This is a genomic window from Streptomyces sp. NPDC088124, assembly GCF_040685895.1.
Taxonomy (GTDB): Bacteria; Actinomycetota; Actinomycetes; order Streptomycetales; family Streptomycetaceae; genus Streptomyces.
The window spans coordinates 1-21,666 of sequence record NZ_JBFBJB010000078.1; the positions used below are offsets into that span (position 1 = coordinate 1).

Consider the following 21,666-nt stretch of genomic DNA (forward strand, 5'->3'; position numbering starts at 1 on the left):
CCTGGTAGCTCCGCTACAAGGACTTCCGGCCGCCTTGCGATCGCACGCACCGGACGACGCTCCTTCGGGGCAAACATTGCCGGTCGCGGCACTAGCGCCAGCGTCCGAAGCCGATGCGGCGGCCCGAGCCGCGCCACAGCAGCACCGCGCCCGCCAGCAGGACCGCGCCGGTCGCGCCCGCGGCGGGGGCCAGCCAGGCGGCGGGGTCCGGGTTCTCGCGCGCGACGGCCGGGCCGCTGCCGAAGTACTGCTTGCCGAACCCGGCGGACCGGCTCCCGAGATCCGTACGCGCCAGCTTCGCGCCCGCGTCGAGGGCGGCGGCCGGGTCGATGAAGCCGTACCCCCGGGCGTCGTCGCGGCCGCTCGCGGGGGCGTCGCGCGCGGTGTCCGCGACGAGCTTCTTGATCTGGGCGGGGGTGAGGTCGGGGTAGGCGGAGCGGATGAGCGCCACCGCGCCGGAGACGAACGCGGCGGCGGCACTGGTGCCCCACCCCTCGTAGTAGCGGCGGTCCGGGTCGGCGATGACGACATCGACGCCGGGGGCGCTGACCGTGGCGTACCAGCGGCGGGTGGAGAAGGAGGCGTGCGTGCCGTACTCGTCGACGGCGGTCACGGCGATCACCCCGGGGTAGGCCGCCGGGTACGAGACGTGGTCGCCCTTCTCGCCGCCGTTGCCCGCCGAGGCGACGACGACCGCGCCCCGGGACAGGGCGTACTGGACGGCCGCGTCCTCGGCGGGTTCGGGATGGGCGGACTCGCTGTCGTCGCCGAGGGAGAGATTGATGACGTCGGCACCCTGGTCGGCGGCCCAGCGAATGCCCTCGGCGAGCGCGCCGCCCTTGGAGGCGCGTGCCTTCGCGCGGGCCGGGTCGCTGCCTTCGAGGATGACCCGGACGGGAAGGATCTTCGACTCGGGTGCGATGCCGAGCACGCCGTCCGCCCGGCCGGAGCCGTGGCCGCGTCCCGCGATGATCCCGGCCATGGCGGTGCCGTGCCTGGCCCAGGAGCGGTCACCGCTGCGCGCGCCGAAGCCGATCAGGTCCTTGCCGGGCAGTACCTGCCCCGCGAGGTCCGGGTGGGTGCCGTCCACGCCGGTGTCCAGGACCGCGACGGTGACGCCCGTGCCCTGCGCGTGGCGCCACGCCTCTTTGGTGTGCATCGCGTCCAGCGCCCACTGCTGCGCCCGGATCGCGTCGGCGTGCGCCGCGTTCGCGGGGAGGAGCAGCACGGACGCGGCGGTGAGGACGGCGGCGACGCGGTGACGGCGCCTCCGCGCCCGCGCGGCGGTCTTCCGTCGTCTCGGCGCGGCGGTCTTCGACGTCATGGGGTCCGGGTCCTCCGCGTTCTCGTGGCCGGCGGCGGCCCCGGCCCCGTCGGGATCGGGGCGGGTCATCGGGGAGCCGCCGTACCGGCGCTGACTGCCTTGCGCAGCCCGCGTTCTATACGGTCCGCGACGCCTTTCGCCTCATGTCCGAGACCGGCCTCCGCGGCCGGCGTCGTGGTACCGCTGACCGTGGCCTGGCCGGCGGGCTGCGGGGAGGTGACCGGGCGCCCGTCGGCGAAGCCGGAGACGGCGTACACGACGACGGGCACCTCGGTGAGGACGTTCACGGTCCAGCTCGCGCGCTGCGCGTCGCCGAAGCCTGCGGCGGCGGTGTCCCGGACGGGGAACGTACGGGGCATCAGGTCGGCGCGGTCGGTGAGGTCGTCCACCCGGAACCGGTTGCGCAGCGCCGCCATCGCGGCCGGGTCGCCCTGGGTGAAGACCAGTCCGACGGTGGTGACACTGCTGGAGGTGGCGTCGACGTACGTGGCACGCACGACCCGCGTACAGCCCAGGGGGCGCAGCACGCCCGCCAGCAGGGGGTCGAGCGCCCCGGCGCAGCCGCTGTCGGGCGCGACGCCGATCCGGGTCCACTGCCGGTCCGCGCCGCCGGGCCCGGCGCCGTCCCCCTTGAGGGTGCGCGGGAAGAGCGCGTCCACGGGGACGCTGTGCCAGAGGCCGCGCGCGACGGCGAAGTCGTCCCTGACGACCGGTTCCGCTGCCGAGTCCCCGGTCAGCCAGCTCCCGGTGACGGCGCCGCCGATGAGTCCGACCCCGAGGACCACGCAGGCCACGGCGGCGGCCGCCCGGGCCGGACGCCGTACGGGGACGGGGCGCAGCCGCGCGGTGCTCTCCGAGCGGCGGCCGGCGGGCCCGGTGGCCCAGGGGAACGTCTTCGGTACGGCCGGCGCGGACGGCATGGCCGGGGGGCGCGGGGGCAGCGGCGGTACGGCCGGGACGGAGCGGGGCTGGGCGTAGGAGGCGTACGAGGAGCTGGAGCCCGCGATCAGGAACGGGGTGGGGAACGGGCTGTTCGAAGCGCGGGGACGCGGAAGGCCGGTCGGCGGTACGGGGATGGAGCCGGCCGGTGTGCCGGCCCGGCCCGTCGCGTCGCCGGGCCGGTGGGCGGTCCCCTGGCCGGACTCGTCGGAGGCCGGCTGGTAATAGGTCAGCGGAAGGGCCCTGCCGGGCGGCGGCACCTGCGGGGGACGCGGGGCGGCGACGGGCCGCGGCGGCACCTGCACCCCGTTGGCGGGCGCGGGCTCGACGGGCGGCGGCTCTTCGCCGGCCGGGGACTCTCCGGGGACGGTCGGCGCGGTCCGCGGGCGCTCGGCGAGGCCGCCGGGCCCGGCGGCCGGGGGCTCGGCGGGCGCTACCGGCCCGGCGGCCGGGGGCTCGGCGGGCGCGACGGGGGCGGGGCGCGGGGGCTCGGCGGGGGTGGCCGGGGCGGGGCGCGGGGCTGTGAGGGGTGTGTTCTCGTCCTGGCGGAGTTGGTCGGACGCACGCGGCTCCGGGCCGCCGACCGTGCCTGTGCCCGGAGTTGTGCTCGTACCCGGACTTGTGCCCGTGCTCCGGGGGTCATCCGTCGTTCCCGGGACGGCGGGGGCCGGGCCCGGCTCGGGAGGGGGCGTCGGCGCGGGGGCCTCGGCCGGCGGCAGCGGCTGCTGCCTGGGGGGCGGGACGGGGACCGCGGGCCGGCTCGGGACGGCGGCGGAGCCGCGCTCCCGGCTGAAGTACCCGCCGCCCGCGGGCCGGGGGCCGTACGGCACGAGCCCGGCGGCGGTGAACCGTACATCCCCGTACGGCAGGACCGGGGACGGCGCTCCGGTCCGCGCCGCGCCCGGGGCCGGGTTCGCGGCGGCGGCCGGAGCCTGGGCGGGAACCGGAGCCTGAGCGGGAACGGGGGCCTCAGCCGGAGGCTGCGCGGGCGGCGGGGCGGCAGCGGTACCGCCCGCCGTCGGCCGCGGTTCCGCTTCCGTCCGCTCCGGAGCACGGGCGGCCGGCTGGGCGGGGACGCGCGGTGGCGCCGTGGGGCGGGGCGGGATGGGAGCCCGTGGCGTCTCGGTGCTCATCCGACCCCCTGTGACACTGTGACACCCATGCAGACCTGATCCACCCCACACCGCTGTCGGCCGTACGGCGCAGGCCCGTTCGACGCGGCGTGTGCGTCACTCTACGGGCTGGAGAGCACCCCGCGGGAACGTCCGCGGAGGCCCGTGGCGATCTGCCCAGATCATCCCCCTACCGCGCGGTAATCCGGTCTGGCAGGCTCGGCCCATGACTCCGTCCCCGCCCCCGCGCGCCACCGACCGTGCCCGGTACGACCGGGCGACCGCCCATCTCGACGCGCCGCTCGCGATGGTCGATCTCGACGCCTTCGACGCCAACGCGGACGATCTCGTCCGGCGGGCCGGCGGCAAGCCGATCCGGGTGGCGAGCAAGTCGGTGCGCTGCCGCGCCCTGCTGGAGCGGGTGCTGGGCAGGGACGGCTTCGCGGGGATCATGTCGTTCACGCTGGCGGAGTCGCTGTGGCTGGCCCGGGAAGGCTTCGACGACGTCCTGCTCGCCTACCCGTCGGCCGACCGCGCGGGGTACGCGGAGCTCGCCGCGGACCCCAAACTGGCGGCCTCGGTCACGGTGATGATCGACGACCCGGCGCACCTCGATCTGATCGACGCGGCGCGCGAAGGTGGCCGGGAGGAGCTGCGGATCTGTCTGGAACTGGACACGGCCCTGCGGCTGTTCGGCGGCCGGATCAGGGTCGGCGCCCTGCGTTCCCCGCTGAGCGAGCCGGCCCAACTGGCCGAGCTGGCCAGGTCGGTGGAGCGCCGCCCCGGCTTCCGGCTGGTGGGGATCATGGCGTACGAGGGACATGTGGCCGGGGTGGGGGACGCCCTGGCGGGGCGGCCGCTGCGCTCGCGCGCGATCCGGCTGATGCAGTCCGCCGCCCGCCGGGAGCTGGCCGAGCGGCGCGCCGCGGTGGTGCGTGCCGTCCGGGCCGTCGCGCCCGGCCTGGAGTTCGTCAACGGCGGGGGGACAGGCAGCGTCCAGCACACGGCCGCCGAGGACGCGGTGACGGAGATCGCGGCGGGCTCGGGCCTCTACGTACCGCGGCTCTTCGACAACTACACCTCGTTCACCGGCCGTCCGGCGGCGCTCTTCGCCCAGCCCGTGGTGCGCAGGCCGGGCGTCGGCGTGGTGACCGTACTCGGGGGCGGCTACCCGGCCTCCGGCCCGGCGGGCGCCGACCGGCTGCCCGTGCCGTACCTCCCGGAGGGGCTGCGTTACGACCCGCAGGAGGGGCCGGGCGAGGTGCAGACCCCGCTTCTGGGGGCGGCGGCCGACGATCTGCTGATCGGCGACAAGGTGTGGTTCCGGCACGCGAAGGCCGGGGAGCTGTGCGAGCGGTTCGACACCCTGCGGCTGGTCGAGGGCGACCGCGTGGTGGCGTCCGTGCCCACGTACCGGGGCGAGGGCCGCGCCTTCCTCTGAGCCCGGACGTGCTGGGCCCGGACGTGCTGAGCCCGGACGTGCTGGGCCCGGACGTGCGCGGACCCGCCGGAACCGGCGCTTCAGGGGCCGATGGAGCTGCCCACTCCGCCCGAGACATCGCCGATGGGGCGGATCCCCTCGGTGATCGTGTCCATCAGGGTGAGCGGCGGGCCGCCGGGGCCCGCGGCGAAGGCCGTCCGCACGATGACGGGTGACTCGGTGCCGACGGCCGACGGAAAGACCAGGGACTGGACGTAACCACCGGGGCCGTCCCCGGTGGTGACCTTCCAGCGCACCAGGTGTCCGGTGCGGCCCGCGACGACGGTGGCCCGGGACAGGACCACCGTGTGGGACGTGATGCCGCCGTGGGCGCTGTAGTCGAGGTACTCGGCGTCGCCGAACGCCTCTTCGGCCGCCTTCTCGATGTCCTCCTCGGCGAGTGCCTCGGGGGAGGTCTTGTCGGTGCCGCTCGCGGTACGGGAGGAGAGCGTGCCGTGCCGGCACTCCTTCGCGGGGGCACCGGGGCAGGCGTAGGTGTCGGCGGTGTGCACCATGAGATCGCCGCCGCTGACCGAGATCGGGCGCTCCCAGCCGTCGGGGATCGGCAGGGTGATGCCGTTCAGCTGGTCGGTGAGGCGGGTCGGGTCCTCGCTGGGTTCCTCCTCGGGCTCCGCGCTCTCCTCGTCGTCTCCCGCGCTCCGTTCGGGGGGTGCGGTGGTCGACGGCGCCGTGCTCTCCGGGGTGTGCGGCGCCGCGCCGCTGTCGTCGCCGGGCCAAAGGGCCACGGCGAGGACCACGGCCGCGGCGGCCGACCCCACGGCGAGGACGGTGATCAGCCGCTTCCGGCCACCGCCCGGCGCCGTTCCCGCGCCACCGCCCGGCGCGGGAACGGCGCCGGGCGGGCGGGTGTGCGCGGTCCAGACGGTCCCGTCCCACCAGCGTTCGGTGGCCGGGACGTTCGGGTCGGGGTACCAGCCGGGCGGGGGCGTCGTGGTCACCCGTCCAGCCTATGCGGTTACACAGGGGTGACGTACGCGCCCGAGATACCGCCGTCGACCAGGAAGTCGGTGGCGTTCACGAAGGACGAGTCGTCGCTGGCGAGGAAGGCGACGGCCGCCGCGATCTCCGTCGCCTCGGCGAACCGGCCCAGCGGGATGTGCACCAGCCGGCGCGCGGCGCGCTCCGGGTCCTTCGCGAACAGTTCCTGGAGCAGCGGGGTGTTGACCGGCCCGGGGCAGAGCGCGTTGACCCGGATCCCCTCCCGGGCGAACTGCACGCCCAGTTCACGGGACATGGCGAGGACGCCGCCCTTGGAGGCGGTGTACGAGATCTGGGAGGTGGCGGCGCCCATCCGGGCGACGAAGGAGGCGGTGTTGATGATGGAGCCGCGGCCCTGACGGCGCATGTAGGGGATGGCGGCCTTGCAGCAGAGGTAGACGGAGGTGAGGTTGACCTCCTGGACCCGCTTCCAGGCCTCCAGTCCCGTGGTGAGGATGGAGTCGTCGTCGGGCGGCGAGATACCCGCGTTGTTGAAGGCGATGTCGACGCTGCCGTAGGTGTCGTGGGCGGTCTTGAACAGCGCCTCGACCTCCTCGGCGTCGGTGACGTCGACGCGTACGAAGGTGCCGCCGACCGCCTCGGCGACGGCCTTGCCCGCGGTCTCGTCGATGTCGCCGCAGACGACGTGCGCGCCCTCGGAGGCGAGGCGGCGCGCGGTGGCGAGACCGATGCCGCTGCCGGCTCCGGTGATGACGGCGGTACGGCCGACCAGGCGGCGGCAGACGGTCTCGGCCACCGGGGCCGCCGTCGGGTCGGTGATGGGGTCGGTCATGGTGCTCAGACCTCCGTGCTGAGGAAGACGTTCTTGGTTTCGGTGAAGGCGGCGAGCGCGTCCGGGCCCAGCTCGCGGCCGATTCCGGACTGCTTGTAGCCGCCGAAGGGGGTTCCGTAGCGGACGGCACTGTGCGAGTTGACGGAGAGATTGCCCGCGGCGACGGCGCGCGAGACCCGCAGGGCGCGGCCGACGTCCCGGGTCCAGATCGAGCCGGCGAGGCCGTACTCGGTGGCGTTGGCCAGCCGGACGGCGTCGTCCTCGTCCTCGAAGGGCAGGACGACGGCGACGGGGCCGAAGACCTCCTCGGTGGCGACCGCGGAGTCCGGGGCGGCGTCGGTGAGGACGGTCGGCGGGAACCAGAAACCGGGGCCGTCGGGCGCGCTGCCCCGGATCGCGCCGGCCGTGTCCGGGACGTACGCCCGTACGCGCTCCCGCTGCGGGGCCGAGATCAGCGGGCCCATCTGGGTCTTCTCGTCGGAGGGGTCGCCGACGACGACGGACGCCACGGCGGAGGCGAGCAGTTCGAGGAAGCGGTCGTGGACGTCGCGCTGGACGAGGATCCGGCCGCGGGCGCAGCAGTCCTGTCCCGCGTTGTCGAGGAAGGCCATCGGGGCGGACGCCGCGGCCTGTTCGAGGTCGGAGTCGGCGAAGACGATGTTGGGGCTCTTGCCGCCCAGTTCGAGGGTCACGCGCTTCATCAGGGCGCCGCCCTTCGCCATGATCCGGCGGCCGACCCGGGTGGAGCCGGTGAAGACGATCTTGGCGACGCCGGGGTGTTCGACCAGGGCGTCGCCCGCGACGTCGCCCGCGCCGGGCAGGACCTGGAAGAGGTGTTCGGGAAGTCCCGCCTCCAGGGCGAGTTCGGCCAGTCGCAGCGCGGTGAGCGGTGTGGTCTCGGCGGGTTTGAGGAGGACGGCGTTGCCCGCGGCGAGCGCGGGGGCCGTGCCCCAGGCGGCGATCGGCATGGGGAAGTTCCAGGGGGCGATCACCCCGACCACCCCGAGCGGTTCCAGCAGGGTGATGTCGAGCCCCCCGGCCACCGGGATCTGCCGGCCGGTCAGCCGCTCCACTCCCCCGGCGCTGTAGTCCAGGAGGTCGCGGACATTGCCCGCCTCCCAACGGGCGTTGCCGATGGTGTGCCCCGCCTCGGTGACCTCCAGCCGGGCCAGCTCCTCGGTGTGCGCGTCGACCACGGCCGCGAAGCGGCGCAGCAGCCGGGCGCGGTCGGCGGGGGCCGCGGCGGCCCATCCGCGCTGGGCGGCGGCGGCGCGCCGTACCGCGGTGTCGACCTGGGCGACGGTGGTCGCGGCGATCTCCGCGACGGTCTCCCCGGTGGCGGGGTTGAGTACCTGGTGCACGGCGGGGTGGTGGTGCTGTTCCTGCACGTCGCTCCTCATCGGCGGTCGTTCCTCACAAGCGGTCGTTCCTCACAGGCGGTCGTTCCTCACAGGCGTTCGAAGGAGCGGCGGAGCTCCCAGTCGGTCACGGCGGCGTTGAAGGCGTCCACCTCGACGCGCGCCATGTTGGCGTAGTGCGCCACCACTTCCTCGCCGAAGGCGGCGCGCGCGATGGGGCTGTTCTCCCAGAGGGCGGCGGCTTCCGCGAGGGTGGTCGGGACCTGGGGGTACTCGGCCGAGTAGGCGTTTCCGGGGCAGGCCTCGGGGAGTTCGAGTTCGTTCTCGATGCCGTGGATGCCCGCCGCGACGAGTCCGGCGACGGCGAGGTGCGGGTTGACGTCGCCGCCGGGCAGCCGGTTCTCGAAGCGCAGCGAGCGGCCGTGGCCGACCACCCGCAGTGAACAGGTGCGGTTGTCGTATCCCCAGGCGACAGCGGTGGGGGCGAACGAGCCGGGCTGGAAGCGTTTGTACGCGTTGACCGTGGGCGCGTACAGGAGGGAGAAGTCGCGCAGCGCGGCGAGCTGCCCGGCCAGGAAGTGGCGCATCAGGGGGGACATGCCTCCGGGTCCGTCCCCGGCCATGGCGTTGGTGCCGTCCGCGTCCTGGAGCGAGAGGTGGATGTGGCAGGAGTTGCCCTCGCGTTCGTTGAACTTCGCCATGAAGGTGAGGGAGACGCCCTCCTGGGAGGCGATCTCCTTGGCGCCGGTCTTGTAGATGGCGTGCTGGTCGCAGGTGACGAGGGCCTCGTCGTACTTGAAGGCGATCTCGTGCTGGCCGGGGTTGCACTCGCCCTTGGCGGACTCCACGGTGAGTCCGGCGGCGGCCATCTCGTTGCGGATCCGGCGCAGCAGGGGCTCGACGCGGCCGGTGCCGAGGACGGAGTAGTCGACGTTGTACTGGTTGGCGGGGGTCAGGCCGCGGTAGCCGCTGTCCCATGCCTCTTCGAAGGTGTCCTTGAAGACGATGAACTCCAGCTCCGTACCGACGTGCGCGGTGTAGCCGTGCCCGGCGAGGCGCTCCAGCTGGCGGCGGAGGATCTGGCGGGGCGCGGCGACTACGGGTGAGCCGTCGTGCCAGGCGAGGTCGGCGACGAGCATCGCCGTGCCCTCGTTCCAGGGGACGCGGCGCAGCGTGGTGAGGTCGGGGCGCATGGCGAAGTCGCCGTAACCGTGCTCCCAGGAGGACATCGCGTATCCGTCGACGGTGTTCATGTCCGTGTCGACGGCGAGGAGGTAGTTGCAGCCCTCGGTGCCGTGCTCCAGGACGTCGTCGAGGAAGAAGGGCGCGGCGAACCGCTTGCCCTGGAGCCGGCCCTGCATGTCGGGGAAGGCCAGGACAACTGTGTCGATCTCACCGTTCGCGACGAGTACGCGGAGTTCCTCGACGGAGAGCGGGGGTGTGCGGTCTGCCACGGGATTGCTCCTCCTTCGGTCAGCCGGAAGCCATAAGGTATTCCTGAAGACCTTTGGTTGGGAAGGGGAAACGGCGACGTGGCGAGGATGAACGAGCCGATGGACCCGCCGGACGCGGACCCGCTCGCTCCGGTGCTGCGGCCGGTGCGGGCCGGGAACGGATTCGAGGAGGCGCTGGAGCAGATCCTCCAGGTCGTCAGACTGGGGCTGGTCGCGGCCGGGGAGCGGCTGCCCGCCGAGCGGGAGCTGGCGGAGCGGCTGGGGATCAGCCGGGTCACGCTCCGCGAGGTGCTCAAGGTCCTCCAGGACCAGGGGCTGCTGGAGAGCCGGCGCGGCCGGTACGGCGGGACCTTCGTACGTCCCCGCCCCGACGCCCCGGTGGCGGGCGCCGAGGAGGAGCTGCGGCGGCGGGTGGCGGGGACGGACATCGAGGACGTGCTGCGCTTCCGCGAGGTGCTGGAGACCGGCGCGGCGGAGCTGTGCGCGGCGCACGGGCCGGCCTTCAGCACCTCGCAGGCGGAGCGGCTCCGTTCGGCGCTGGCCGCGACGCACGAGGCGCCGCTGGCGGAGTACCGCAGGCTGGACACGCTGCTCCATCTCACGCTCGCCGAGCTGGCCGGGTCCGCGACGCTGACCGCGCAGTACGCGGCGGTGCGGGCGGGGGTGAACGATCTGCTGGACTGCATCCCGCTGCTGGTACGGAACTTGGAGCACTCGCAGCGGCAGCACACGGCGCTGGTCGGGGCGGTGCTCGACGGGGACGTGGACGCGGCGCGCGAGATCGCGCGCGAGCACTGCGGCGGTACGGCGGCGCTGCTGCGGGGCTTCCTGGCCTGAGCGCCGCCCGGCCCGCCGTGACGCCGATCCGTAACAGCCGTTTAACGCACGGGTCTTGCGCGCGGCCGTCCCGGCGGCAATGGTATGGCCCCACACCAATACCCCGAGGCAGGAGCGGATCATGTCCGAAGGCACGGACTCGCGCACCCCACCGGCCGCCGTGGCGGACGGCACCGCTCCCCCGGAGGCCGACTACCTCCAGCGGCGCGCCCTGCGCCGCGGCAGCGCGGGCTGGCTGCTGCTCACCGGTCTGGGCGTCGCCTACGTCGTCTCCGGGGACTTCTCGGGGTGGAACATCGGCCTCTCCGAGGGCGGTTTCGGCGGGCTGGCCATCGCCACCCTGCTCATGGGCGCGATGTACGCCTGTCTGGTCTTCTCGCTCGCGGAGCTGTCCGCCATCCTGCCCACGGCGGGCGGCGGTTACGGCTTCGCCCGGCGCGCACTCGGCACGTGGGGCGGGTTTCTCACCGGCACGGCCATCCTCATCGAGTACATCCTGGCGCCGGCCGCGATCTCCATCTTCATCGGCGAGTATGTCGAGTCCCTCCGTCTCTTCGGTCTGACGGCCGGCTGGCCGGTCTATCTGGCCTGCTTCGTGATCTTCATCGGGATCCATCTCTGGGGCGTCGGCGAGGCGCTGCGCTTCAGCCTCGTGGTGACCGCCGTCGCCGTGGCGGCGCTGCTGATCTTCGCGGTGGGCGCGTTCACCGAGTTCGACGCGGGTGGGCTCAACGACATCCCGGCCGACCCGGACGCGTTCGGGTCCAGCTCCTGGCTCCCGTACGGGGTGCTGGGCATCTGGGCGGCCTTCCCCTTCGGCATGTGGTTCTTCCTGGGCGTCGAGGGGGTGCCGCTCGCCGCCGAGGAGGCCAAGGACCCGGTGCGTTCGATGCCCAGGGCGCTGTCGATCTCCATGGGTGTGCTCGTACTGCTCGCCCTGCTCACCTTCTTCGCCGCGACGGGTGCCCGCGGCTCGGCGGCCATCCAGGAGGCGGGCAATCCGCTGGTGGTCGCGCTGCAGGGGGACGGCGAGCCGACCCCGCTCGGCCGGTTCGTGAACTACGCGGGTCTCGCCGGGCTCGTGGCCTCCTTCTTCTCGCTCATCTACGCCGGGTCCCGGCAGCTCTTCGCGCTCTCCCGGGCCGGATACCTGCCGCGATTCCTCTCCCTGACGAGCCGCCGCAAAGCCCCCTATCTGGGTCTCGTCATCCCCGGCGCCATCGGCTTCGCGCTCGCCGCGGGCACCGGCGACGGCGGGCGGATGCTCAACGTGGCGGTGTTCGGCGCCACCATCTCGTACGCGCTGATGGCCCTCTCGCACCTGGTGCTGCGCCGCCGGGAGCCCGGCCTGCCCCGTCCGTACCGGACCCCCGGTGGCATGCTGACCTCGGGGGTCGCCTTCGTGCTCGCGCTGTCCGCGCTGGTCGCGACGTTCCTGGTGGACAGGGATGCCGCGTTCATCGCGCTCGGCGTCTATGTCGTCGCGCTCGCCTACTTCACCTTCTACAGTCGGCACCGGCTGGTCGCGGCCGCGCCCGAGGAGGAGTTCGCGGCCCTCGCCGCCGCCGAGGCCGAACTCGAACGCGGCTGACGGCACTCCGCCCGTACGCACACAGCCCGTACGCACACAGCCCGCGCCGGAACCACCCGTACGGAGGAACAGTGAAGCCGCTCATCGGCATCAGCACCTATCTGGAGGAGTCCGCCGCGTGGGGCGTGTGGGAGCTGCCCGCGGCGCTGCTGCCGGCCGGCTATCACCGGCTCGTCCAGCGTGCCGGCGGCACGGCCGTGCTGCTCCCGCCGGACGACCCGGACACGGCGGCCGCCGTGGTGGCCCGGCTGGACGGGGTGGTGATCGCGGGCGGCCCCGATGTACGGCCCGCGCGGTACGGGGCGGGGCTCGACCCCCGCACCGGACCGCCCGCCCTGGAGCGGGACGCCTGGGAGCTCGCCCTGATCGGGGCGGCGCTGGCCTCCGGCACCCCGCTGCTGGGGATCTGCCGGGGCATGCAGCTCCTCAACGTGGCGCTGGGCGGAACGCTCGTCCAGCACGTGGACGGGCACACCTCCCCCGCCGTCGGCTCCTTCGGCACCCATCCGGTGAAACCGCTGCCCGGCACCCGCTACGCCGGTCTGGTGCCGGAGGAGTCCGCCGTACCGACGTACCACCACCAGACGGTGGACCGGCTCGGCGCGGGGCTGACCGCCTCGGCGTTCGCCGCCGACGGGACCGTCGAGGCCGTGGAGCTGCCGGATCCCCGTCCGGTGCTCGGGGTGCAGTGGCATCCCGAGATGGGCGAGGACACCCGCGTGATGTCCTGGCTGGTCCGGGCCGCCTCGGAGGCTGCTGGCTGACCTTCGGCCGGGCGGACGGAGCTCGCCCGGCACGCTCTCAACCGGTGGACGGGGGCGGAGCGGCGCCGCGCGTCAGTGACAGCAGGTCCCGCGCGGGGCCGGCCGGGCGGGTACCGGCCGGCCAGACCGCCCGCAGGTCGCGGCGGAGCCGTACGCCCGCCACCGGCACCCGGACCAGCCTGCGCGCGGCCAGCTCCTCGCCGACCGCGAGCTCGCTCAGCACGCACGGGCCCTCACCGCTGACCGCGGCGGCCTTCAGCGCGGTGGTGGAGGCCAGCTCCAGCAGCGGCCTGGCGGGCCCGCCGTAGGCGCTCAGCCCGGCGTCCAGCACCTGGCGGGTGCCGGAGCCCGGCTCCCGCAGGATCAGCGGTGTCCCGGCCAGCTCGGCCGGGGCGAGCGGGGCGCGGCGGCGGGCCCACGGGTGCCCCGGCGCCGTGACCACCAGCAGCCGGTCGTGGCCGATGACCGCGGAGTCCAGCCCGTCGGGGGCGGCCAGGCCCTCCACGAAGCCGAGGTCCGCCTCATGGCTCAGCAGCCGCGCCGCGACCGCGACGGAGTTGCCCGCGTGCAGCGAGACGGCGGTGTCGGGACGCGCCCGGCGCAGCGCTATCAGCCAGCGCGGCAGCAGATACTCGGCGATCGTCATGCTGGCGGCGACGCGCAGCCGGGAGTCCCGGCGGCCGCGCAGCGCCTGCGCGCCCGCATCGAACGCCTCGGCCGCCTCCACCACCCGCCGGGCCCAGTCGGTGACCAGGGTGCCCGCGTCGGTCAGCCGGGAGCCGCGCGGCGAGCGCTCCACCAGCGCCACCCCGAGCTGCCGCTCCATCGCCCGGATCCGGCTGCTCGCGGCGGGCTGGCTGATCCCGGTCTCGCGCGCGGCCCGGCCGAGGCTGCCCAGCCGGGCGACGGCGAGGAGCAGCTCCAGCGCGCCGAGGTCGGGCACCCGGTGCGAGAGCGGCGCCGCGAGCGGGTCCTCGGACATCACCCCAGACATAAACCCAGCTTATGACCTCATAGGAAGAGCGGGGCTGGTGGGGGCCGGGGCCCGGCGGGACGCTGAGCCCATGGCCGTCCTCGCACCCCCCGCCCGTCCCGATCGTCCCGACCGTTCCGTTGACGGGTTCTCGCCCGGCGCCCGGCTCCCCGCGCTGCGCCATCTCGGGCCCAACTGGTACGCGGCGGTCATGGGCACGGCGATCGTCCCGGCCGCGGGCGCCGCCCTTCCGCTGGAGGTGCCGGTGCTCCGGGCGGCCTGGGTCGCGGTGTGGGCGCTGTCGGTGATCGCGCTCGTCGCCGTGCTGACCGCCCGCGCAGGGCACTGGCTGCACCACCGCGACCAGGCCCGCGCCCATCTCCTCGATCCGGCCGTGGCGCCGTTCCACGGCTGTCTCGCGATGGCGCTGCTGGCCGTCGGCGGCGGGACGCTCACCGTGGGCCGCGACGTGCTGGGCGAGCGGGCGGCCCTCGCCGTGGACGCGGTGCTGTTCGGCGCGGGGACGCTGCTGGGCCTCGTGATCGCGGTCGGGATCCCGTACCTGATGGTCGTACGCCACCGGCCGGCCGCCGCGGACGCGTCGCCGGTGTGGCTGCTGCCGGTGGTCACCCCGATGGTCTCGGCGGCGGTCGGCCCGTCGCTGGTGCCGTACCTCCCGGCTGGCCAGGGGCGCACGGCGCTGCTCCTCGGCTGTTACGCGCTGTTCGGGCTGAGCCTGCTGGCCACGCTGATGATGCTGCCGCTGGTCTTCGCGCGGCTGGTGACGCACGGCCCGCTGCCGCTCGTGCTGACCCCGGCGCTCTGCCTGGTGCTGGGCCCGCTGGGCCAGTCGACCACCGCCGTGGGCCGGCTCGCCGATGTGGCGCCCTCGGCGGTCGGCGCCCCGTACGCGGGCGCGCTCGCCGCGTTCGCCGTCGTGTACGGGGTGCCCGTGATGGGGTTCGCGCTGCTGTGGCTGGCGCTCGCGGCGGCGCTGGTGGTGCGGGGGGCCCGGCGCGGGATGCGGTTCTCGATGACGTGGTGGGCCTTCACCTTCCCGGTCGGGACGTGTGTCACGGGCGCGGCGGGGCTGGCGCGGCACACCGGGCTCGCGGCGTTCTCGTGGCTGGCGGTGGGGCTGTTCGCGCTGCTGGTGACGGCCTGGGCGGTCGCCGGGTGGGGCACGGTGCGCGGGCTGCTGGCCGGAACGCTGCCGGGGGCGCCCCGGGTACCCGGGGCGGAGGCCGCGCACGCCGCGTGAGGGGCCGTGACGGGCCCGTGACGGTCCCGCGAGGGTGGTGGCCCCGGGTCAGGACGGTCAGGGCGGGTGGCCCCCGGGTCAGCGCCGGTCGAAGGTCGCGTCGACGTCCTCCGCGACGGCGACGACCAGGATGCGGGTGCCGGGCTCGGTGGCGCGCCAGCGGTGCCGTACGCCACCGGAGAGGTACAGCGTGTCACCGCGCTCCAGCCGGTAGGCCCGGCCCTCCGCCTCCACCTCGGCGGCGCCGTCGGCGATGTACATGACCTCGTCGTTGCGGTGCTGGTACTCCCGGCCCGTGTCCTGCTCGCCGGTGAACTCCTTGGCGTTGAGCTGGTGCCCGCCACGGACCACGCGCCGTACGCCGGGCCCGGGAGCCGCCCGTACGACATCGACCGTACGGGCGGAGTCGGCGGCGGCGTGGAGCTGTGCGGGGGTGGTCTCCAGGGCGTCCGCGACCCGGTCGAGCGAGCGGGTGCTCGGCCTGGCCCGTTCGTTCTCGATCTGGCTGAGGAAGGGCACGGACAGCCCGCTGCGGGCCGCGACCGCCGCCAGGGTCAGGCCGAGGGACCTGCGCCGCCTGCGGACGGCCGCGCCCACCCTGAGCGCTTCCTTGTCGTCCATGACTGGCTCCCTCCCGACCGGATCGTCATCCTCTCAGAGTTGACGGCCCTACAAGAGCTGTCCTCCATGATGCGCGCGGCAGGGACGGAACGGAAACGCCGGAAGGGCGGGTATCGCGCGGCGCGACACCCACCCTTCCGGGGCAACCTCGGTGATGACTTCCGGCTACACCGGGGCCATCTTGTCCGCGATGCCCGGATTCTGGCCCATCCAGGTCTTCACGGCTTCCTCCTCGTGGCCCGAACCGGCCTTCTGGATCTCGTTCTCCAGACCGGAGAGCTGCTCGTCGCTCAGCTTGAAGTCCTTGAACCACTTCGTGAGCTGCGGATAGTTCCCGGTGAAGCTCTTGTGCGCCACCGTGGTGAGCCGGTCACCGTCGCCGAACCCCTTCTTCGGGTCCTTGAGCTTGGTCAGCCCGTACTCCTTGTAGGCCCAGTGGGGGCTCCACAGGGTGACGGCGATCGGCTCCTTCTTGGCGTACGCGCGCTTCAGCTCGGCGAGCATGCCGGGCGTCGAGCTGTCGACGACCTTGTACTCCTTGTCGAGCCCGTACTGCGGCAGAACCGTCTTCTTGAGGTCGTTCATCATCTCGGCGCCGGGCTCGATCCCGACGATCTTGCCCTTGAACTGGTCGCCGCGGCCCTTCAGGTCGTCCAGGGTCTCGACGCCCTTGACGTACGAGGGGACGGCGACCTCCCGGCTCGTGGGCCCGTACCAGGATCCGAGCTGGGTGAGGTCGTTCTTGTACTTGTCCCAGTACCGCTTCTGCGCGTTCGGCAGCCAGCCGTCGAACTGGACGTCGATCTGCCCCCGGGACATCGCCTCGTACATGGGGCCGAGTTCGAACTGCTTCAGGTTGATCTTGTAGCCGCGCTCCTCCAGGACCGCCTTCCACAGATACGTGGAGGCGATGCTCTCCTCCCAGGGGAACCATGCGACGTTGACGGGGCGCTCGGTCTCGCCCGTGCCGGCGGCCGCCTTGGCCGCCGTGCCGGACGTGCCCGCCTTGTCGACGGGGGTCCACTGGTCGGCGACGCCCGGGTTGGCGTCGAGCCAGGTCCGTACGGCCTCCTGCTCCTTGCCCTGGCCGGCCTTCTGGATCTCGGCCTCCAGGCTGGTGAGCTGCTTCTCGTCCATCTTGAAGTTTTTCAGCCAGGCGCCCACCTCCGGGTTCTCCTCGGAGAAGCCCTTGCGCGCCAGGGTGTGCACGCCGTCGCTCTCCGCGCCGAACGCCTTCTTCGGGTCGGCCAGCTTGGTGAGGTCGTACGTGTCGTACGCCCAGTGCGGCGACCACAGCACCACGACGACGGGTTCCTTCTTGGCGTACGCGCGCTTCAGCTCGGCGAGCATGCCGGAGGTGGAACCGTCGACGAGCTTGTACTCCTTGTCGAGGCCGTACGCCTTGAGGACCTTGTCCTTGAGGAGCCCCATCTCGCCCGCGCTGGGCTCGATGCCGATGATGCGGCCCTTGAAGGTGGAGCTCTTCCCCTTGAGGTCGGCCAGGGAGTTGACGCCCTTCACGTACGAGGGCACGGAGAGCTCCAGGGAGGTCTTCTCGTACCAGGCCCCCATGTCCTCCAGGTCGTCCTTGTACTTGGACCAGTAGGAGGCGTGGGTGACCGGCAGCCAGGAGTCGGTCTGGATGTCGATCTGGCCGTTGGCCTGGCCGGTGTAGAGCGAGCCCGCCTCGTACTGCCGGGCGTCGACCTCGAAGCCGCGCCGTTCCAGCAGTTCCTTCCAGAGGAAGGTGGAGGCGATGCCCTCGTCCCAGGGGATGTACCCCATGCTGATCTTCTTGCCCTGGCCCACGTCGCTCGCGTCGTTCGAGGTGGACGACGAGGAGGAACCGCCGAAGAGGCCGATGCCGCCCGCGGCGAGCGCGAGGGCGAGCACACCGGCGATGGCGACGACGGGCTGCGGACGGTGCTGCCAGATCTTCAGGCCGCCGCTCGCCTCCTTGGCCTTGGCCAGGATGCGGCGGCCGACCGGGGAGACCTGGAGGCTGAGCGCGCCGGTGATCCGGTCCAGGTAGACGGCGAGGATCACGACGGAGAGACCGGCCTCGAAGCCGAGGCCCACGTCGATGTTGCCGAGCGCGCGGTAGACGGCGCCACCGAGCCCGCCACCGCCGACCATGCCGGCGATGACCACCATGGACAGGCCCAGCATGATGACCTGGTTGATGCCCGCCATGATCGTCTGGAGGGCCAGCGGCAGCTGGACCCGCAGCAGGGTGTTCCGGGGGGTGGTGCCGAACGCCTCGGCGGCCTCGACCAGTTCCCCGTCGACCTGCCGGATGCCCAGCTCGGTCATCCGGACGCCGGGCGGCAGGGCGAAGATGATCGTGGCGATGATGCCGGGCACCGCGCCGATGCCGAAGAAGACCACACCGGGGATCAGGTAGACCATGGCGGGCATGGTCTGCATCAGGTCGAGCACCGGCCGGATCAGCGAGCTGACCGTCTTGGAGCGGGCCGCCCAGATGCCGAGCGGCATCGCGATGGCCAGCACCACGATGGTCGCGACCAGCACCAGCGAGAGCGTCTCCATCGCCTCGCTCCACAGCTCCATCGAGTCGATGAGCGCGAAGCCGACGAAGGCGAGGACACCCGCGCTGAGGCTCCGCAGCCACCAGGCGAGTACGGCGAGGATCCCCGCGAGGAGCAGCGGCTCCGGCGCGGAGAGCACGGCGTTGATGGCGTCGTACAGGTGCGAGACGACCCAGCCGATCGCGTCGAACAGCCAGGAGAAGTGGTTCTGGAGGAAGTCGACAGCGTTGTCGACCCAGTCACCGAGAGGCAGCCTAGGCACCGGCGACCGCCTTGTCCGTGCCGGTGCCCTTGGCGGCCGCTCCCGCGGCGGCCGCGGACGCCTCGGTCCGGGCGACCGGGACGGCGGCGTCGGCGGGCGTCATCGGCTCGCCGAGGACGGCGAGCAGCCGCGCGCGCGGGACGACCCCGACGAGATCGCCCTCGTCGTTCACGACGGCGACGGCGACCCCGCTGGTGGAGCAGGGCGTGAACAGCTCGATGATCGGGGTGGACTCGGTGACCGTGGCGGGCGCCGCGTCGAAGACGTCCTGCGCGGTACGGAGTTCCTTGCCGCTGTCCGTGACGGTGCCGAAGGCGGTCTCCGGGTCGGCCATGATGGCGCCCGCGGTGAGCACCCGGGAGCGGTCGACGTCCTGGGTGAAGGAGGCGACGTAGTCGTTGGCCGGGGTGACGAGGATGTCCTCGGCGCTGCCGAGCTGGACGATCTCCCCGTCGCGCATGACCGCGATCCGGTCACCGAGGCGCATGGCCTCGTTGAGGTCGTGGGTGATGAACACGATGGTCTTCTTGAGCCGTTTCTGGAGTTCGAGGAGCTGGTCCTGCATATCGCGGCGGATCAGCGGGTCGAGCGCGCTGAAGGACTCGTCCATCAGCAGCAGATCGGCGTCGGTGGCGAGTGCGCGGGCGAGCCCGACGCGCTGCTGCATACCGCCCGACAGCTCGTCCGGCCAGGACTTCTCCCAGCCGCCCAGACCGGTCAGCTCCAGGGCCTCCGCCGCGCGCTTCTCGCGCTCGGCGCGGGGCACGCCCTGCACTTCGAGTCCGTATCCGGCGTTCTCCAGCACGCTGCGGTGCGGGAAGAGCGCGAAGTGCTGGAAGACCATGCTGATCTTGGTGGAACGGACATGACGCAGCTCGGCGGGGGGCAGGGCGGTCAGGTCCTGGCCGTCGAAGAGGACCTGGCCCGAGGTGGGCTCCAGGAGCCCGTTGAGCATGCGCAGCAGCGTGGACTTGCCGGATCCCGAGAGGCCCATCACCACGAAGATCTGGCCGGGCTCGACCGAGAACGAGGCGTCGATCACCGCTGCGGTCGTGCCGTCGGCGCGCAGTTCGTCACGGTCCGTACCGTTCTTGAGCTTCGTCACGGCTTCGTCCGGTCGTCTGCCGAATACCTTGTACAGGTGATCGGCTTGCAGCCTGCTCACATACACCTCACGGGTTGAACGGAAAAACGGCCCGTCACCCCCGCGGGCGGGCCGTGGAGCGGGCGGATTCGGTCCGCCCACCGGGGACGATGCGTGAAATCGCCGTCCAGCTGGCTCCGTGATCGCGCCTGCCCGTCCTTACACAGGGCAAACAATTAAGTGACCCAGGTCACATGCGATCGCGGCACATCGGCGCGAAAACCCCTTTCCCGTACGGCCGTCCGACGGCGGCGAGGGGCCGCACCGGGTGACGGACCCCGCTGTCAGTGCGCTGGGGCATCATCGGGATGTGACCCGACGCCTGATGCTCCTCGACACCGCCTCCCTCTACTTCCGCGCCTACTTCGGGGTCCCCGACTCCGTGCGGGCCCCGGACGGCACGCCGGTCAACGCGGTGCGCGGCCTGCTCGACTTCATCGCCCGGCTGGTCCAGGACCACCACCCGGACTCGCTGGTCGCCTGCATGGACGCGGACTGGCGGCCCGCCTGGCGGGTGGAGCTGATCCCGTCGTACAAGGCGCACCGGGTGGCCCAGGAGCGGCCGGAGGGGCCCGACGAGGAGGAGACCCCGGACACACTGGCCCCGCAGGTCCCGGTGATCGAGGCGGTCCTCGACGCGCTGGGCATCGCGCGGGTCGGCGTCGCGGGGTACGAGGCGGACGACGTGATCGGCACGCTCGCCGGGCGCGCCACGGGCCCGGTCGACATCGTCACGGGCGACCGGGACCTCTTCCAGCTCATCGACGACGCCCGGGGCGTGCGGGTGCTGTACCCGGTCAAGGGCGTGGGGACGCTCCAGCTCATGGACGAGGCGGCGCTGCGCGAGCGGTACGGGGTGGACGGCGCCGGATATGTCGATCTGGCGCTGCTGCGCGGCGACCCGAGCGACGGGCTGCCCGGGGTGCCGGGGATCGGCGAGAAGACCGCCGCCAAGCTGCTGGACGCCTACGGCGACCTCGCCGGGATCATGGCGGCGGTCGACGACCCGGGCTCCCGGCTCACCCCGTCGCAGCGCAAGCGGCTGGACGGGGCCCGGGAGTATGTGGCGGTGGCGCCCACGGTGGTCCGGGTCGCCGGCGACGTCCCGCTGCCCGAATTCGACCCCGTGCTGCCCGCCGGGCCCCGCGATCCGGCCATGGTCGACGCGCTGGGCGCGCGATGGGGTCTCGGCGGAGCGCTCCAGCGTCTGCTCGCCACACTTCCCCAGTGAGTGCTAGCTTACTTAGGTAAGCCTAAGCGTCGTGGAGTCGAGGGAGACCGCCGTGCCAGAACAGCCGGCCCGCCAAGCACCGAAGGTCCATGAGGGAGAGGTCCTGCGCACCGAATGGATCACCCCGCACATGGTGCGGGTCGTCCTCGGGGGCGAGGGGCTGGCCGCGGTGCGGGCCGGGGAGTTCACGGACCACTACGTCAAGGTGCTCTTCACCCCGGAGGGCGTGACGTACCCGGAGCCGTTCGACATGGACCGGATCCGGGCGGAGTTCCCGCGTGACCAGTGGCCCGCGAACCGTACGTACACCGTGCGCGCCTGGGACCCGGCGGCCCTCGAACTGACCATCGACTTCGTGGTCCACGGTGACGAGGGCCTGGCCGGCCCGTGGGCGGCGCGGGCGAAGCCCGGCGAGACCGTACGGCTGCTGGGCCCCGGCGGTCTCTACGCGCCGGACCCGGCCGCCGACTGGCATCTGCTGGTCGGGGACGAGAGCGCGCTGCCGGCGATCGCCGCGTCGCTGGAGCGGGCGCCGGCCGGGGCGGTCGTGCACGCGTTCGTGGAGATCTCGGGCCCCGAGGAGGAGCAGAAGATCACGACGCCGGACGGGGTCGGGATCACCTGGCTGCACCGCGGCTCCCGCCCGGTGGGCGAGGCGCTGACCGCGGCCGTGCGCGCGCTCGACTTCCCGCCCGGCGACGTCCTGGCCTTCGTCCACGGCGAGGCCGGTTTCGTGAAGGAGCTGCGCCGTCACCTCCGGCTGGAGCGCGGCATACCGCGCGAGCGGCTCTCGATCTCCGGGTACTGGCGGCTCGGCCAGACCGACGAGGCGTGGCGCGCCGTCAAGCGCGAGTGGAACCAGCAGGTGGAGAAGGAGCAGGAGCAGGCCCCGGGGCAGCGCCCCGCGGCCTGACCCCGTCCGCCCGTACCGGAAGCCCCGCCCGGCTCAGAGCCGTACCGGAAGCCCGGCCCGT

General features: G+C 73.3%; 17 protein-coding genes. 7 read left to right on the plus strand and 10 right to left on the minus strand.

From position 1 onward, the window contains the following. Positions 1 to 91: 91 nt before the first annotated feature. Both mycP and AB0P17_RS38845 read right to left on the minus strand, forming a co-directional pair. Complete coding sequence (gene mycP / locus AB0P17_RS38840) at positions 92 to 1,324, minus strand: type VII secretion-associated serine protease mycosin (protein ID WP_365819051.1); 1,233 nt, start codon at positions 1,322 to 1,324, stop codon at positions 92 to 94. Between the two features lie 65 nt (positions 1,325 to 1,389). Beyond that, positions 1,390 to 2,244, minus strand: coding sequence for a hypothetical protein (locus tag AB0P17_RS38845; protein WP_365819053.1), 855 nt, complete (start codon positions 2,242 to 2,244; stop codon positions 1,390 to 1,392). Positions 2,245 to 3,601: 1,357 nt separating this feature from the next. Between AB0P17_RS38845 and AB0P17_RS38850 the strand changes: the two genes are divergently transcribed. Next, the gene (locus tag AB0P17_RS38850; RefSeq protein ID WP_365818997.1) at positions 3,602 to 4,816 is read left to right on the plus strand and encodes an amino acid deaminase/aldolase; all 1,215 of its coding nucleotides are present in this window, start codon (positions 3,602 to 3,604) and stop codon (positions 4,814 to 4,816) included. Positions 4,817 to 4,896: 80 nt separating this feature from the next. Here the strand turns inward: AB0P17_RS38850 and AB0P17_RS38855 are convergent, their stop codons facing one another. The 4 genes from AB0P17_RS38855 to AB0P17_RS38870 are packed head-to-tail and all read right to left on the minus strand — an operon-like array spanning position 4,897 to position 9,459. After that, positions 4,897 to 5,814: a DUF2510 domain-containing protein gene (locus AB0P17_RS38855; RefSeq protein ID WP_365818999.1), complete on the minus strand. Its 918-nt coding sequence runs from the start codon at positions 5,812 to 5,814 to the stop codon at positions 4,897 to 4,899. A gap of 17 nt (positions 5,815 to 5,831) precedes the next feature. Continuing rightward, positions 5,832 to 6,647: a 3-oxoacyl-ACP reductase gene (locus AB0P17_RS38860; RefSeq protein WP_365819001.1), complete on the minus strand. Its 816-nt coding sequence runs from the start codon at positions 6,645 to 6,647 to the stop codon at positions 5,832 to 5,834. Between the two features lie 5 nt (positions 6,648 to 6,652). Then, entirely contained in the window at positions 6,653 to 8,047 is a 1,395-nt protein-coding gene (locus AB0P17_RS38865) for an aldehyde dehydrogenase family protein (protein WP_365819003.1), read from the minus strand. A gap of 47 nt (positions 8,048 to 8,094) precedes the next feature. Next, positions 8,095 to 9,459 (minus strand): glutamine synthetase family protein, encoded by a 1,365-nt coding sequence (locus AB0P17_RS38870; protein ID WP_365819005.1) that lies wholly within the window; start codon positions 9,457 to 9,459, stop codon positions 8,095 to 8,097. A 99-nt stretch (positions 9,460 to 9,558) separates the two neighbouring features. Here AB0P17_RS38870 and AB0P17_RS38875 point away from each other — a divergent pair, with 99 nt between their 5' ends. From AB0P17_RS38875 to AB0P17_RS38885, 3 genes are all read left to right on the plus strand, one after another. Then, the gene (locus AB0P17_RS38875; RefSeq protein ID WP_365819055.1) at positions 9,559 to 10,296 is read left to right on the plus strand and encodes an FCD domain-containing protein; all 738 of its coding nucleotides are present in this window, start codon (positions 9,559 to 9,561) and stop codon (positions 10,294 to 10,296) included. Between the two features lie 121 nt (positions 10,297 to 10,417). Then, positions 10,418 to 11,887: an ethanolamine permease gene (eat, locus tag AB0P17_RS38880; RefSeq protein WP_365819007.1), complete on the plus strand. Its 1,470-nt coding sequence runs from the start codon at positions 10,418 to 10,420 to the stop codon at positions 11,885 to 11,887. A 71-nt stretch (positions 11,888 to 11,958) separates the two neighbouring features. Continuing rightward, a complete protein-coding gene (locus AB0P17_RS38885; RefSeq protein ID WP_365819009.1) occupies positions 11,959 to 12,651 on the plus strand; it encodes a gamma-glutamyl-gamma-aminobutyrate hydrolase family protein in 693 nt (230 codons plus the stop codon). 37 nt (positions 12,652 to 12,688) lie between these two features. Here AB0P17_RS38885 and AB0P17_RS38890 read toward each other — a convergent pair whose 3' ends face one another. After that, a complete protein-coding gene (locus AB0P17_RS38890; RefSeq protein ID WP_365819011.1) occupies positions 12,689 to 13,633 on the minus strand; it encodes a LysR family transcriptional regulator in 945 nt (314 codons plus the stop codon). Between the two features lie 82 nt (positions 13,634 to 13,715). Between AB0P17_RS38890 and AB0P17_RS38895 the strand changes: the two genes are divergently transcribed. Then, positions 13,716 to 14,885: a TDT family transporter gene (locus tag AB0P17_RS38895; protein ID WP_365819013.1), complete on the plus strand. Its 1,170-nt coding sequence runs from the start codon at positions 13,716 to 13,718 to the stop codon at positions 14,883 to 14,885. Positions 14,886 to 14,963: 78 nt separating this feature from the next. Here AB0P17_RS38895 and AB0P17_RS38900 read toward each other — a convergent pair whose 3' ends face one another. The 3 genes from AB0P17_RS38900 to AB0P17_RS38910 form a co-directional block, all read right to left on the minus strand. Then, positions 14,964 to 15,506 carry a helix-turn-helix domain-containing protein gene (locus tag AB0P17_RS38900; protein WP_365819015.1) on the minus strand — a complete coding sequence of 181 codons (543 nt, stop codon included), beginning with the start codon at positions 15,504 to 15,506 and terminating at the stop codon, positions 14,964 to 14,966. 165 nt (positions 15,507 to 15,671) lie between these two features. Next, the gene (locus AB0P17_RS38905) at positions 15,672 to 18,317 is read right to left on the minus strand and encodes an ABC transporter permease/substrate binding protein (protein WP_365819017.1); all 2,646 of its coding nucleotides are present in this window, start codon (positions 18,315 to 18,317) and stop codon (positions 15,672 to 15,674) included. Then, positions 18,310 to 19,482: a glycine betaine/L-proline ABC transporter ATP-binding protein gene (locus AB0P17_RS38910; RefSeq protein WP_365819019.1), complete on the minus strand. Its 1,173-nt coding sequence runs from the start codon at positions 19,480 to 19,482 to the stop codon at positions 18,310 to 18,312. The genes AB0P17_RS38905 and AB0P17_RS38910 overlap by 8 nt, the downstream gene beginning before the upstream one ends. 304 nt (positions 19,483 to 19,786) lie before the next feature. Here AB0P17_RS38910 and AB0P17_RS38915 point away from each other — a divergent pair, with 304 nt between their 5' ends. Continuing rightward, complete coding sequence (locus AB0P17_RS38915; RefSeq protein ID WP_365819057.1) at positions 19,787 to 20,692, plus strand: 5'-3' exonuclease; 906 nt, start codon at positions 19,787 to 19,789, stop codon at positions 20,690 to 20,692. 52 nt (positions 20,693 to 20,744) lie between these two features. Further along, positions 20,745 to 21,605, plus strand: a complete 861-nt coding sequence (locus tag AB0P17_RS38920; protein WP_365819021.1) for a siderophore-interacting protein — start codon at positions 20,745 to 20,747, stop codon at positions 21,603 to 21,605. The last annotated feature ends 61 nt before the right edge of the window (positions 21,606 to 21,666 follow it).